Raw genomic sequence first — 14155 nt, forward strand, 5'->3', positions numbered from 1 at the left:
GGCGTGTGGCTGACAAGCTGCACACGCCTACCAGTCCGCCGAATCCCGCTACCTGACCGGTGGCTCCAGTTCACCATCATGCCTCACGCGCACGCGCCTAGACAAACGGCCCAGCTGAGCCGCTTACACTGTAGCCGCCCCCGCCTTCGCAGATAGTGATGTGCACTATCCGCACCAGCAGTCGCCCGTTGCGACTCAACGATCGGCTCGGACACGTGCAGAGGTACGCGGGGAACTCACTCAACTCCGGCAAACCGGCTACACACCGTCTGCGGACAGAGATACGTACCCCTATGGCATGCAGGCAGCGGAACTTCGCGTCGGTCATGGCCATCAACGCGAAACCGGGCGAGCATACGGCGGAGTTCGGGACACTAAGAGCGATTCGGGCGCTTCGCGCACCCCGCTGCGCAAGGCGCCCGGAGTGTTCGAGAACGACGGAATGCATCCGATTTACTTCGGCAGCTAAACGACCTTTGGACGTGAGGGGCGGCGCCCATGAGAGTGTCGCCTCACGTCGGCGAAGTGACGCGTTCGGGCCAGTCGACGGTAGCCTTGCCAAAAGTCTTAGAAGATGTGACGCCACTTCTTTTAGGCTTCACTCCCGTTGCGTCTCTCTCGAGCAGAGTTGGTCCCCAGCTCGTCCTCCAGAAGCTTTACGTGTCTCGCGATGACCGAAGGCGCCGTATTTAGACTCTCAGCAGTTCCACGGATCGAACCGTGGACCAAACCTTCATAGAAATAGCGAGGGCGCTGGAAATTTAATTCCCGATTTTCACCAGCCTTATCTCCTGTGTCCGATTCAGTAGGAACGCGCCATATACAATTTGCGTTTACCTATGTCCTGCACCGCGTCGTTTCAATAGCCACTTATCCGAGAAAATCGAGTAACTGTGGCGCTACTCGGATAACGGCCGGTAGATTTCGAACCGCGAAGAGGTTCCCACCCAGCGAATGCGCAGGCAGATCCCCGTGAGCTATACAGGTTGACCAGTTCATCCCGTCTACACTCGCGGCGCTGCGATCGTTCGAATTCTAAAAATCCCCTCTTCCGCGTGAACGATACCTACCGCGCAATTGTACGATCAGCGCAGCCTCATCGCTTGTCACCTGAAGGCGCATCTTTTGAGCGCGCAGGCGTACGAGGCATAGCCTGCAAATCAACCAAAGTTCGATCTACCCTTGGGAACAACGATGAACAGTAAAACCATCAAGTTAGCCACTGCTGCCATGCTCGCGATCGCAGCGGTTATCTGTGCGCAACCTGCAACAGCCCAAACGGTCGTGAATCCTGCAACCGACCCGCACATCGAACCGCTGATCCGCCAGTTTCTTGACCAGTTGAACAAAAACAGCAGTCCGTTTTGGGAATTGCCGCAACCGCAGCCCCAAGACATCCTCACAAAGCTCCAAGAGCAGACTGCTGTTGACATGTCTGGCGTTACGACGACGGAACAAACAATCAACGAAGATGGTCACTCGGTTAAGATCTACATCATGAAACCCGAGAATACCGAAGGCAAGCCGGGCGTTCTGCTGTTTGTCCACGGCGGTGTATGGATCGTCGGTAATTTCGCGAACCATAAGCGCTTGCTGCGCGATCTGGTCGTTGGCTCCGGACAAGTCGGTGTGTTCGTAGAGTACACTCCGCTTCCTGCGGCGCGGTTCCCGACTCAGCTGGAAGAGTCATACGCAGCACTCAAGTGGGCTTCGGAGCACGCTGCTGATTTCGGTGCCGATGGTTCACGCATTGCCATTGCGGGAAATTCGGTAGGCGGTGATATGACCGCCGCTCTTACGCTCATAGCAAAAGACCGAAATGGGCCCAAGATTAGCTTCCAGGCACTGATGGTTCCCGCAACCGATGCGAGCGTAGACACCGCTTCGTACAAGGAATACGGAACCGGCCGATTCCTGACTCGATCGTTTATGAAATACGGTTGGGATATGTATGCGCCAGACGCAAAAACGCGCGCTAATCCGTATGTTTCCCCGCTCCGAGCGAGTGCTGAGGAACTCAAAGGCCTGCCACCAGCAATCGTCGTCACTGCCGAGAACGATCCGCTCCGTGAGGAAGGCGAGGCATATGCGCGCAAACTGATGAATTCCGGCGTAAACGTCGTGTCCGTTCGCTACAACGGAACCATCCACGATTTTGTAGCCCTCAATGCCCTCCGGAACATCCCATCCACTGAAGCTGCACTTCAACAGATCAGCGAAGCAATCCGAGAGCATCTCAGCAAGTAACAAGAAACAGTAAGTCATTAAACCCGGCCAGCCCTGCTCCGCCTGGCCGGGGCTCGGCAGCTATAGGGCAACCGCACTCAAATAGCGGGATTGGCATCAACCCGGGCTATTTACGTCTCAGAAGCGACCACGCTTTTTCTGGAACCAGTTCATCAGTCTGCAAAACTATTTAACTAGGCGGCTTGGCGTCTGTTCCAAGTTCCAAGTTCCAAGGCAAAGGCAAAGGCAAAGACAAAGACAAAGACAAAGACAAAGGCTAGAATACATTTCCCGGCTGTATCTCTACGCCACCAGCATTTATAAATCCAATTCACGAACTGCCCGGAGTTTGATGGAGGCTCCAACTCTTGAGAGAAGGGAGCCATGAAAAAGTCGAAAAAATGATCTGCTGAAGTTCGGGAGAGCGCAGTCCGCATGGTGCGAAAGCATCGCGAGGAATATCCGTCACAATTGGCGGCTATCGAATCTAGCGCCCCAGTCCGACTGCACGAGCCAGACATTGCTGGGGTGCGTCAATCCAGAAGAAATCGAGTTTCGACAGCGCGGGGCTGGGCTCGATGTGGCGCTCCCGATCGACGTGTTCGTCCGACGCATCGTCGGCTGGAGCGTCGGTTCGTCGATGACCACAGACATTGTTCTGGATGCACTTGAACAGGCGCTGTACGCTCGCCAGCCAGACAACGACCAACGCTAATCCATCACTCCGACAGGGGCCCGATACCTCAGCATTCGCGACAGTGCACGGTCGGCTGAATCCGGTATCGAGCCATCGGTCGGGAGCCGGGGAGACAGCGACGACAACGCGCTGGCTGAAACCGCAACGGCCTGCACAAGGCAGAACTGATTCATCGTCGTGCGCCGCAGAAAACGCGTGAGTCTGTCGAACTGGCGACGCCGGGATCGGTGGTCTGGTCAACCATCATCGGCTGATGGAACTTTCGGCTATATCCCGCCTCAGAGAAGCTGAGGCAAACTGCTACCGGCGACTCAGCAATACCGCCGCTGTGCCGCTCTCGACTTAAACCAACCAGTCTCCACGATTCACGGGGCGGTTCAACATGCTTGCGCCATCCGGACAGAGATACGGTGTAATACGTCATGGGCACTATCAACTCATCGCGCCGCTGGTCATCGATCTAAACTGAATGTGAGATGCTGAGCCTCCATCGGGCCAAACTACGGTGCTACTTTTCTTAGCTCGCAAGAGACTCATTTGCTCCGCGAGAAACATCTTCCGAAAATTAATGCGGTTCGGAAATTGTCCAAATTGACATGCAGTCAATGAAAGCACGGAGGAGGCCCGTGGAACCGCAGCGAAGCTAAACGCACGCCGGGCCCCCTCCACCATCCAAAGCCTGTTGCGCATACGCGCCATGGCAAAAGACGGCCTACCGTCGGGCGGAATTACAGCCCGAGATCACTGAGCCCCGGATGATCATCCGGGCGACGTCCCAAGGGCCAGTGAAATCGCCGCTCATCTTCCTTGATCGGCGACTCGTTGATACTTGCATGACGCTGGATCATGAGCCCGTGCTCGTCGAACATCCAGTTTTCATTGCCGTAGGCACGAAACCATTGACCGGAATCGTCATGGTACTCATACGCAAAGCGGACAGCAATTCTGTTTCCCTCGTAAGCCCAGATCTCTTTGATCAATCGGTAATCCAACTCGCGTCGCCATTTCCGCGTCAGAAATGCAATGATCTCCTCACGGCCGCGGGGGAATTCTGCGCGGTTGCGCCAACGACTGTCGACCGAATACGCCAGCGCCACCTTCGCCGGGTCACGACTGTTCCAGCCGTCCTCTGCAATCCGCACCTTTTGAACCGCGGTCTCGTGAGTAAACGGCGGGAGGGGCGGTTTCACGTCACTTGTATCCATTGTAGATCTCCATCAATTTCCATAGTTATGGAATACGGCATAGTTGTTCGAGTCTTGGTGACGTTTTGACATTCCCCTGTCTTTCCCCCGCCACCAATCCTCCCGGGACTACCCACATATCTTATTCGTGAATTCCGCCATCGTCACACTCGAAATTAAATTCACGTGCATTTTCTAAAAGCACAAATCAAACGCAATCGTGAGACAATCCATGTGTGTAAAATGACTAGCCGAGATCGTCTAGGCAAGAGGCATCGCGCCGGCGATCGATGCTATTCTCACGCTTTTGCCCCCTCCCCTGCCCGAACACAGCCGATGACGGTACCACGTCGCACCACGAATTTGGCAAGCGCGCTCGCGAGTGGCCTGGCCGACATAACGAGAGTAAACCTTGGGTTTTGATTTTTCACTACTCTTTTGATACCGATTCAATATCGGAAATGCTTTGAATTTCAAAGTTCCACTTCACCCTCTCGAGCACCGTCCGATGCCGTAGACAAGGCAACGTCCCTGTCACGCGCGCAGAAGTACTTGTCAATCCCGTCGGCGTGGAAAGGCAGGCTAGAATCCGGCTGCAAACGACAGCACCACGTATCCATCCGAATTTCGAATTGCGGAAGCGAAGTCCGCCCATGAGAAAGATGGCCAGGACGGATTCGGTGGCACGGCGCCCATTGCGGCGGCGGCAGCCGCCACCCGAGTCGCGCAGCGCGCCCCGCGCGAATGCGCGGGGCCCGAATCGTTTCTTTCAGGCGTATCTCTCCAGGTGACCTCAATCACGCACTACGCAGGCCCGGGCCACCAGCGCTTTAGCATTGTGTGACGTGAGGGATCATTGCTGCTTGCCCATGGAGTACACCGGCTCCATCGACGAGCTGCCATACGGTTGCATGCTCAATCCAGAAACGTCGGCCAGATTTCGTGATGCGTATGCCTCGATAGCCAGTCACAAAGCCGTCATGCGTCACCTTGTCGAGGAACGCTTGTCGCCCGCTTCGCTGCGGCGCCTCTGCAGACAACCGCGACGGCAACGCCGTGATCTCGTCCCAGTTATAGCCGAAAATCTCCTGCGCACGCCGATTTCCATACGTAAAGACCGGATCGGCTTGGGTGTTGTGAGCAAGCAGGCCAAATGGCGCCGCTTCGTACAGCCAGAGCGCACTTTCGGCGTCGCTCATACCTTGGGGTATGAGCGGCTCGCCGACCAGGCGTCGATAGCTGCCCGAGAGAAGACGAAAGAATTCAGCATCCGTGCTCGAGGGCATCGAGTTGTACTCCTTGTTTCGAGGTTCGCGCCACGGTGGCGCCCGCTGGCGCTAACTTACCTCAGGCAGAGAGGTGCATTCCGGCCAACGCGCAAGAGGCAGACTCGCGCGCGGTGATGAACTCAGTCCACTCTCGGAAGTGCACCCATCATCCGTGAGATGCGAGTTTGAAAGCAACGTTGTGCCCATCACGGCACAATACCCTTAACCACCCGATCGCATTGGACGCACGAATCGGCGGACCCAATGACACAGCCGCTGGAGAAATATCAGGACCGCACGCACCCCGCTACCAAGCGCGCCATTCGCTTGGAATGGACACCCGCGATCCATGTACAAGGCGGAAATATCGGGCCTGATTCTGCTCGCCTCAGCGTTGGCCAACCGACGGATTGCGTCCACGAGTGTCACGCTTCCATCAGGATGTAGCGCGACACAAATGCGATAAACAGCATAGATTTCACAGCGCACTCTATGAGCGACAGGCAGAACGCGAGGCGACACGATGCGAACTCGGCAGGAAGCGCTGGCGCGACAGCCAGGACTCCCAGCGCACAAAGGAATACGAAGACCCCGCGTGCCAGCTGACTACCCCGCAATACAAGAGATATGATTGCCAGCCAAAGTGCAGCGGTGAGCGTCAAAGCGATTCTCTCGATGCCGTCCTGTGCGCCCCAGTACTCTACCGGCAGTTCTATGAGCGCCCAAGCCCCAGACAGTTTCACGAGGCATCTCGTCCACCGGCCGGCGAGAACGGGCGTGTGCGCGACACCGTGATCTTCGATGTTGTTCACCTCCGACGCGCCGACTAACGAGTTTGATTGAAGCCAATGCGAAATTTCAGCATAATCCGGCGGGTCAACCAACCCCGCTGTGTCTGGTACTAGCTGCGTCGTGCTTTCGTCGTGGCCCATCGCTACCTCTCCAAGGCGCCGCCGCGACGCCCTCAGGCCGGCGGCAAAATCCTAGACTTATCGGCCCTCAATGAACGACAACAGGTCTGCATTGACCTGCTCAGCGTGTGTCGTGCACATGCCATGCGGCGCACCAGCATAGACGACCAGTGAACTATTCGGGACGAGTTCCGCAGACAGCCGGCCGGAGTCGTCGAGGGGCACTATCTGGTCGCCGTCGCCTTGCAGCACGAGCGTTGGCACATTCATCTTCTTCAGATCGTCGGTGAAGTCGGTTTCCGAAAACGCCTTGATGCAGTCGTACGCGCTCTTAATCGAGCACTGCATGCCTGCCAGCCAGAACGCATCGATGGTGCCCTTCGACACCGCTGCCCCTTCGCGATTGAAGCCAAAAAACGGCAAAGCCAGGTCTTTGAAGAACTGAGAGCGGTTTGCGAGTACGCCCTTGCGGATATCATCAAAGACGGCTATCGGCAGGCCACGAGGATTTGCTTCGGTTTGGACCATCAGCGGTGGTACTGCCGCAATCAATACGACCTTGCATACGCGTCCCGTACCATGGCGACCGATATAGCGCGCGACCTCACCGCCCCCCGTGGAATGTCCGACGAGCACTGCGTCGTGCAGATCGAGATGTTCAACCAGCTCGCCGAGATCGTCAGCGTAGCGATCCATGTTGTTGCCGTCCCAAGGCTGACTCGATCGGCCATAACCGCGGCGATCATGCGCGATGACCCGGTAGCCGCGCGTAGCCAGAAATAGCATCTGTGCATCCCACGCGTCGGCGTTGAGCGGCCAGCCGTGGGAAAAAACGACCGGCTGGCCGGTGCCCCAGTCCTTGTAAAAGAGTTCAGTGCCGTCTTTCAGCGTCAGCTTTGCCATGCTTGCTACTCCGTATTTGGGGTGTCCGCGAAATAGTGGGCGCCGTCAGGATCGCCGCTCAAGAGGGCCGGTAGTCCCCGCGCACAGTTGTAGTATTGCAATCTGATCCGACACGCGGCTTTCGATGCCCAAACTTTTTTTAGGATCCGCACGTTTCTGATAAGACATGATTTGCAAGCCTACTGCCGACTCTCGATATTAACGTGCAAAACCGCAATGGCTGCATGGAACAAGAAAGCCGCGCGCGCTTGACCATTGCAGCATGCACCAACGCGGCCTCTTTCTACGCCGTGAAGGAATTGGACATGGCGATTGAAAAGAAAAGCATACGCATCTACAGGGATCCAGCGGGAGGATGGGGCGCGCTGCGTGCTACTGGGGAGGCGCTCGCCGTACAAGGCGTGCCCATCTCTGGCGCGAGGACCCTGCTTCATATGAACCAGCCAGAGGGCTTCGACTGTCCCGGATGTGCGTGGCCAGACCCAAAACCCACATCCTCCTTCGAGTTTTGCGAAAACGGCGCCAAAGCCGTAGCGTGGGAGGCGACACACAAGCGCTGCACGCCGGAATTCTTCGCGAAGCACCGCGTCACGGAGCTAGCTGAATGGAACGACTACGACCTCGAGATGTCGGGCCGGCTTACACATCCGATGCGATATGACGCCACAAGCGACCACTATGTACCTATCGAGTGGCCAGAAGCATTCAAGCTAATCGCAAAGCACTTGAACGCTCTCGAAAGTCCGCATCAGGCAGACTTCTATACCTCGGGGCGAACCTCCAATGAGGCTGCCTTTCTCTATCAGCTATTCGTTCGCGAGTTCGGCACGAACAACTTCCCCGATTGCTCGAACATGTGCCATGAGGCCACGAGCGTCGGTCTGCCAGAATCCATCGGCGTCGGCAAGGGGACCGTGCTGCTTCAAGATTTTGAGCACGCGGACGCTATTTTCATTTTTGGGCAGAACCCCGGCACGAACAGCCCCCGTATGATGAGTGATCTCCGTGCCGCAGCCCGGCGAGGCGCCAGCATCATTTCATTCAACCCGTTCCGGGAGCGCGCGCTGGAACGGTTCGCCTCGCCACAAGATCCCGTCGAAATGGCGACGCTCGGATCCACTGCAATCAGCACCTGCCTCTACCAAGTGAAAGTGGGTGGTGACGCAGCCGTCCTCAAGGGGATGATGAAGGCACTAGTTGAGATGGACGACAAGGCGCGAGTCGACGACCAGCCTCGAGTACTCGACACCGAATTCATTGCTGGTCACACGACAGGCTTTAACGAACTCGAAACTGACCTCCGAGCAACAAAGTGGACAGAGATCGAAGCACACAGCGGTCTCGCCAAAGCGGATATCGAGTCAGCCGCGAGTATCTACGCTCGCGCCGATAATGCGATCCTCGTTTACGGAATGGGAATCACACAGCATCAGTCCGGCACCGCTACTGTGCAGCAGATTGCCAATCTCGCGCTACTGCGCGGCAACGTCGGACGGCCCGGCGCCGGGGTATGTCCTGTCCGCGGACATTCCAACGTGCAGGGGAACCGCACTGTGGGGATCACCGAGAAACCGAGCGCCGCCCTCATAGATGGCATCGAACGCGCCTTCGGCTTCCGCGCCCCGACTGCGCACGGGCGCGATGTCGTCGCCACAATCGACGCAATGTTGGAAGGACAATCAAAGGTATTCGTCGCGCTCGGCGGCAACTTCGCAGCAGCGGTGCCTGACTGGCCGCGTGTACAAGCTGCCATGCGCTCATTGGCGCTGACTGTGCAAATATCGACGAAACTGAACCGCAGCCACCTCGTCCATGGAAAGGACGCACTGATACTGCCATGCCTCGGGCGCACGGAAATCGACCTGCAAGCCGAAGGGCCGCAGTCAATCACAGTAGAAGACTCAATGTCAATGGTGCATGCTTCCGCAGGCCGGAATGCACCTGCATCGCCGGATTTGCTCAGTGAGCCTGCAATCGTCGCCGGCATTGCACGCGCTACGCTCGGCACGCGATCCCGTGTGCCTTGGGAACACCTGATTGCCCACTACGATCGTGTTCGAGACGCAATCGAACGAGTTTTTCCAGCATTCGAGGCATACAACGCCCGTATACGTGTTCCCGGCGGCTTTCACCTCGGCTCGACTGCGCGTGATCGCATATGGGCGACGTTGACCGGCAAGGCGAACTTTCTCGTTCTTCCTGGTTTCGAAGTAGACCTTGCAAACCGAGACACCGACGCGCTCTGGCTCACCACGATGCGCAGCCACGACCAGTACAACACCACGTTGTATTCGCACTCTGATCGCTACCGGGGCGTTTTTGGTCAACGAGACGTTGTTTTTATAAACAGCAACGAGTTGCGCAAGCGCGACCTGCGCGCCGGCGACCGCGTGGACATTGTTTCGCTTTCCAGCGATGGCATCGAGCGCATCTTGCGTGGCTTCCTGGTCGTTGAGCACGCTCTTCCCGACAACTGCTGTGGCGCCTACTACCCTGAAGCCAATCCACTTGTGCCGCTCTACGCGTTCGACCCGAAGAGCCGCACGCCTTCATACAAAGGTGTGCCTGTGGGGATCAGGCGGGCCGACGATTTCGAATCGCAAAGCGGTGACCATTGGCAGCTTTGAACGCCAAGTCTTTCAATTGTGCAATTTGCGCTGAAGGCGCCATCCCACTACGGCCGCCGGAGGCAAAATGAATGCCACGAATAATGAACGGTGATTGACTTGGCGCAGTCATTGCCGTCAACGAAAGGGGAAGAGAGGCACCAGTGACGAAGGGCGGGGCGTGTGCATACACGATCCCGCCCTTCCGTCAAGCGAACTAGTCGTCCTGGAAGACCGCAGTGTGAATCATTGCGTCAGCATTAAGCGCTTGCGGACGCATGGGCCTCGGGCGATAGACGGACTCTCCTCGCCGAATTGGCCGCCCGCTGACTGCGCAAACGCCCGAGCGGCGTGCACGCGTGAGATACCACTCTTGATCGCCATATGCGCACCGCGAGGGATCGCGCCATGCGAGCGTGATCCTCGTCGCAGTCGAGCGTTCGATCACATGAACAGTCACGCCCGAAAACTGTTCCTTGATGCCGTGGCGTGCTCTCGACATGTGCCGTGCGTGAGAGGACAGGACGCAGTCCGCGAGTTGTGCACCGGAAAGCTGGCCAAGTAAGCCGACTGTCATCGCCCATGGGTCTGCTGTACAACACTGCGATATCATATGGACTCCTAACGTTATTTTAAAGTGCTTTCTTGCACTCTTTTAATATCTATGTCCGAGTAAAGCCGCTATGTGAGGGCGGCACTGTTGCTATCGAGCGATCCAGGGACAACCGATAAGACCCCGGTCGCGGATGCGGAAGCTCCCGCTTGCGCAATGCATGTCTGGCGCACGGAGTCCGGCGCTGGTACCACGGACACCTTCGGAATCTGATGATTCTCGATCCCAAGCAAGTAACGCGTGCTACGCTCAAGAAAGTGCTGCAAAATCCTATCGAAGTCCGCCATTTTTTTTTCGCCAGAAGCAAGGCGTCTCTCCTACAAAACGCTTGAATACGGTCGTAAAGTGAGCCTGCGAGCGAAACCCGCAACTTAATGCAATATCCAGTGCGTTGCGCCGCGAACCCAGCAGCAGCGACTGCGCGTGCTCAATTCGTCTTCTCAGCAAGTATTCATGTGGCCGGAGCCCGCTCGCCTGACGGAACTGAGCTGCAAAGTGCATACGTGTAAGCCCCGCGCTTTCAGCCATCTCGGCAAGGCCGATGGGCTCCCCGAGATGGGCGTCGACGTATTCCATCACCCGCGCCAAACGCCATTTTGGCAGTTCCGCCGCAATGCGTACTCTGCGCGACGATCCTGCGTACTGTCGGCTGACAAGACGAGAGACGATGGCGAGACTCACGCTATCGGTAAAGACCTTTCCGAGCGCCGCGTCGTTTGTCCGCGATACAGCGAGTGCCTGACTCAGACGTTCAATCGCTGGGTCACGCAGCAGTCGCCCGTCTCCCAGGATTAGATCACCCGAATGTGGGCGCCCAAAGAGGTCCGCATAGCACTCGCCGAGCACCTTCTGCGAAATATAGAGATGCAGTACGTCGCATGGCATCGAGAAGCTAGCGCGTGCTGCGACGCACGGCGCGCCAATATGCGCTACACCCGCAGGGACCCGCCCACGAATCAGCGGGCGCCCGGCGTAGTCGAAGCTCAGCGAGGTACACTTCAGGTTCAGCGCGACACAATGCAGCGACTCGTGTCCGTCGTTCGCGACATGGAGTGGCGTATTTGCCTTGTGTGTCCAGTGCAGCACAAGCGCGTCCGACGCATTCTGATCCTTCGGCGCAGGGGTTCGCCATTCGATTTCAGTGTCAATTGGATGACGCGCGAGACGATAAGGCTTATTGAAGACAGGCTGGAGACAGTCAAGCGGGTTATTCATGATCTTCCTTCCATTTTTCGTCGACTTCCCGTTTTGGAGCAACGCGAAGACAGTTGGACCCCGTTGGCTTAACGGTAGCTGACGGAATCATCCGCCACCAGACCTACGATGGCTTGGCCGACACCGCGAGCCCGCTGGGGCCTCCCATACTGACGTTTAATGGAAAGGGTCATTCTTCATCCTATCGCACGGTTAAGCGGAACCGATCCCTCACGACCCTCACTTTTTCCTCTCGAAAACCGCTCTCCAAGGTAGTTTTTCTATACTTCGGTATAGGCCACTGATACAAAGCGCTCTCAAGTCCGGAGAAACAGCTCTGGAGCGCTTGCAGGCGGCGATGAAAGTGGCGGTCTTACGACCGCCAATCGGAAGGGCAAGCGTAAGTGCACCGCCGTGTGGTGATCGCGAAACGCCAGTCCGCTAGCTACGGATTCAGGCAAATCCGCCGTTGACGCGCAACACCTGACCGTTGACCCATTCACCGTCCTCGCCTACGAGAAAAGCAACCGTACGCGAGATGTCCGCTGGCTCGCCGAGGCGTTCGAGCGGCGCGAGGTGCGCTAGCTGCTCGATCTGCGCTTCTGTCTTCCCTTTTAGAAACAACTCTGTCGCAACGGGCCCCGGCGCCACAGCGTTCACAGTGATCCCCTTGCCACGCAGCTCATTGGCGAGTACCCGCACAAGCCCCTCAACACCGGCTTTCGAAGCAATGTACGCACCGTAACCAGGAAAGGACTTCGCAAGTACGCTGCTGGAAAACACGATGATGCGCCCGCCTGGGCCAAGACACTCTGCGGCATGCGCCATAACCAAATAGCTACCGCGCAGATTCACGTCGATAACGCGGTCGAAGGACTCGATAGAGCCGGATGCGATAGGGTTGAGCGGCATGATGCCGGCGCAATGGACAACTGCATCGAGACGACCGAACTCGGCCAGCGACCGGCGGTACAGTTCGGTGACGCCGTCTGCGTCGGCTACGTTAGCGCCCACCGATATCGCACGCCCGCCACCACTAACTATCTCCGAAACCAGCTCGTCTGCATGCACCGGATTACCAGCATAGTTCGCCACTATGGCGAAACCGTCCTTTGCGAGTCGCTGCGCGACCGCCTTGCCAATTCCGCCCGATGCGCCCGTTACCAACGCAACCTTAATCGACTCTGACATTTGATGCTCCTGGAAAAGGTTAAATAACGCTACGACGACAGCGCCAGACATTTTCACCTTTCCGAATGAACTTCGTTTTCGTATTCGCACTCCATGGCGCTTCGCCTAGCAGGATCTCACCCAATCAGTTCCCCCGACACGCATACACGAACTCACGCATTCATTTTTCTAAATATTCGCCTTTGCGCTTGAATACCTTAGTATCATTTTCCGTCGATTTAAGGATTTAAAAGCTCTCGTTCTCATATAGCGCACCGACGATCGGTCGTGTCCGAGTGCCGTGACAAGGCGCTCGCTCACCATTACGAGAAAATGAGCGATCTTTTGGGAAGAACACGAAACACACTGAATCAGTGGGTGCATTGGCCTCGTAGACCGCGCTCCATACCAATGACGTTAACGAGAAGATCGCGAGGGAAAAGACACTTGAAAACGCAGGCGACAAGGGCGCACGACGCGTGCAGTCTCTGATTTTCTACAGTGCGAGCCGATAGGCGGTTAGAGCGAGAAAGCGGAGGCACGCCGTATGACGTCGCCCCCACGACATGCCCACTGGCTAGCGCGCACCAGCGGCGGATGCGTTAGTTTCCCTCCTCCCGAACCGACAGGTAGCTGTGAACCGCCTTTACCCCTGGAACGGAGGCAGCGACTGACGATACTGTCTGCAGTTGACTGCCATCCGGCACCGTCCCGTCGAGCCCGATTTCGCCATGTTTAGCCAGAATGCGGACATCATCGATGTCGAGACCCTTCTGGCGATCGAGCGCCTTGCGCACGCTGCGCGCTAGCGCCCGGTCTGCGGCATGCTCTGACTTCACCGTGTTCGTTGCATTGGACGGCTGTTGTGCCCATGCGCCGCTCTCGGCAAATCCAAAACTTAACGACACGCAAAGCGCGATACCAGCCGTTCTGACAAACAACAGTTTCGAGTACATGATTTTTCCCTGTCCTGGCGGCATATGGTAGCCACCTCATAATAAGCGTTAAGAATGTTCGATCTGGGTGGCTGATACTCTGCGACCAACCAGACAAAGGCAAAGCGGAATGCGGTCCGTGTCATTTAAGCTGACTGCCCAGTTGACCAAACCATCTGCGTGACGTGAACTCGCATCCGTACACGAAGCTACATCGCACGAGCATCTCACACCAGCCTACGATGGTTCGTGCGCGCTATACGTTGGTCTAGATGTGACCGTCTCAGTTCAGCTTGATGGCATGACGAGTCCAATGGGAGCGTGCGAATCCGAAATCTGAAGCAGTTTTCGACATCCCGCCGTTGCATGCGAAGGCATGCTGTCCCCGTCGCTACCCGTCGCTATAGCGCATCAGGGAGGACGGCCCCGCGCCCGCGAGAGTCCCCAT

The 14155-nt window shown here is 57.0% G+C and carries 11 protein-coding genes and 2 pseudogenes; 4 read left to right on the forward strand and 9 right to left on the reverse strand.

Features of this window, described 5'->3' with window-relative positions; genetic code table 11:
- Nucleotides 1-136: 136 nt before the first annotated feature.
- Nucleotides 137-469, forward strand: a pseudogene (locus tag AB4Y44_RS27825) (DUF4148 domain-containing protein); the annotation flags it as partial.
- A gap of 122 nt (nucleotides 470-591) precedes the next feature.
- Here AB4Y44_RS27825 and AB4Y44_RS27830 read toward each other — a convergent pair.
- On the reverse strand, nucleotides 592-822 hold the full coding sequence (locus AB4Y44_RS27830) for a LysR family transcriptional regulator (protein ID WP_368701444.1): 231 nt from the start codon (nucleotides 820-822) through the stop codon (nucleotides 592-594).
- A 372-nt stretch (nucleotides 823-1194) separates the two neighbouring features.
- On the opposite strand from AB4Y44_RS27830, the gene AB4Y44_RS27835 reads away from it, so the two are divergent.
- A complete protein-coding gene (locus AB4Y44_RS27835; protein WP_368701386.1) occupies nucleotides 1195-2247 on the forward strand; it encodes an alpha/beta hydrolase in 1053 nt (350 codons plus the stop codon).
- 553 nt (nucleotides 2248-2800) lie between these two features.
- Nucleotides 2801-3269, forward strand: a pseudogene (locus tag AB4Y44_RS27840) (IS3 family transposase); the annotation flags it as partial.
- Nucleotides 3270-3651: 382 nt separating this feature from the next.
- On the opposite strand, the gene AB4Y44_RS27845 reads toward AB4Y44_RS27840, so the two are convergent.
- The 4 genes from AB4Y44_RS27845 to AB4Y44_RS27860 form a co-directional block, all read right to left on the reverse strand.
- The gene (locus tag AB4Y44_RS27845) at nucleotides 3652-4128 is read right to left on the reverse strand and encodes a DUF1348 family protein (RefSeq protein ID WP_368701387.1); all 477 of its coding nucleotides are present in this window, start codon (nucleotides 4126-4128) and stop codon (nucleotides 3652-3654) included.
- 809 nt (nucleotides 4129-4937) lie between these two features.
- Nucleotides 4938-5393 (reverse strand): MEKHLA domain-containing protein, encoded by a 456-nt coding sequence (locus tag AB4Y44_RS27850; RefSeq protein ID WP_368701388.1) that lies wholly within the window; start codon nucleotides 5391-5393, stop codon nucleotides 4938-4940.
- A gap of 407 nt (nucleotides 5394-5800) precedes the next feature.
- The gene (locus AB4Y44_RS27855) at nucleotides 5801-6307 is read right to left on the reverse strand and encodes a hypothetical protein (RefSeq protein ID WP_368701389.1); all 507 of its coding nucleotides are present in this window, start codon (nucleotides 6305-6307) and stop codon (nucleotides 5801-5803) included.
- Nucleotides 6308-6364: 57 nt separating this feature from the next.
- A complete protein-coding gene (locus AB4Y44_RS27860; protein ID WP_368701390.1) occupies nucleotides 6365-7189 on the reverse strand; it encodes an alpha/beta fold hydrolase in 825 nt (274 codons plus the stop codon).
- Nucleotides 7190-7494: 305 nt separating this feature from the next.
- On the opposite strand from AB4Y44_RS27860, the gene AB4Y44_RS27865 reads away from it, so the two are divergent.
- Nucleotides 7495-9816, forward strand: a complete 2322-nt coding sequence (locus AB4Y44_RS27865; protein ID WP_368701445.1) for an FdhF/YdeP family oxidoreductase — start codon at nucleotides 7495-7497, stop codon at nucleotides 9814-9816.
- Between the two features lie 196 nt (nucleotides 9817-10012).
- On the opposite strand, the gene AB4Y44_RS27870 is transcribed toward AB4Y44_RS27865, so the two are convergent.
- The 4 genes from AB4Y44_RS27870 to AB4Y44_RS27885 form a co-directional block, all read right to left on the reverse strand.
- Nucleotides 10013-10408, reverse strand: coding sequence for a DUF3331 domain-containing protein (locus AB4Y44_RS27870; RefSeq protein ID WP_368701391.1), 396 nt, complete (start codon nucleotides 10406-10408; stop codon nucleotides 10013-10015).
- Between the two features lie 270 nt (nucleotides 10409-10678).
- Nucleotides 10679-11623, reverse strand: a complete 945-nt coding sequence (locus tag AB4Y44_RS27875) for a helix-turn-helix domain-containing protein (RefSeq protein ID WP_368701392.1) — start codon at nucleotides 11621-11623, stop codon at nucleotides 10679-10681.
- Between the two features lie 432 nt (nucleotides 11624-12055).
- The gene (locus tag AB4Y44_RS27880; RefSeq protein WP_368701393.1) at nucleotides 12056-12793 is read right to left on the reverse strand and encodes an SDR family oxidoreductase; all 738 of its coding nucleotides are present in this window, start codon (nucleotides 12791-12793) and stop codon (nucleotides 12056-12058) included.
- A gap of 581 nt (nucleotides 12794-13374) precedes the next feature.
- Nucleotides 13375-13728, reverse strand: coding sequence for a BON domain-containing protein (locus AB4Y44_RS27885; protein ID WP_368701394.1), 354 nt, complete (start codon nucleotides 13726-13728; stop codon nucleotides 13375-13377).
- Between the last annotated feature and the right edge of the window lie 427 nt (nucleotides 13729-14155).

Origin of the sequence: Paraburkholderia sp. BR10937 (genome assembly GCF_040965695.1) — a bacterium.
Lineage (GTDB): Bacteria > Pseudomonadota > Gammaproteobacteria > Burkholderiales > Burkholderiaceae > Paraburkholderia.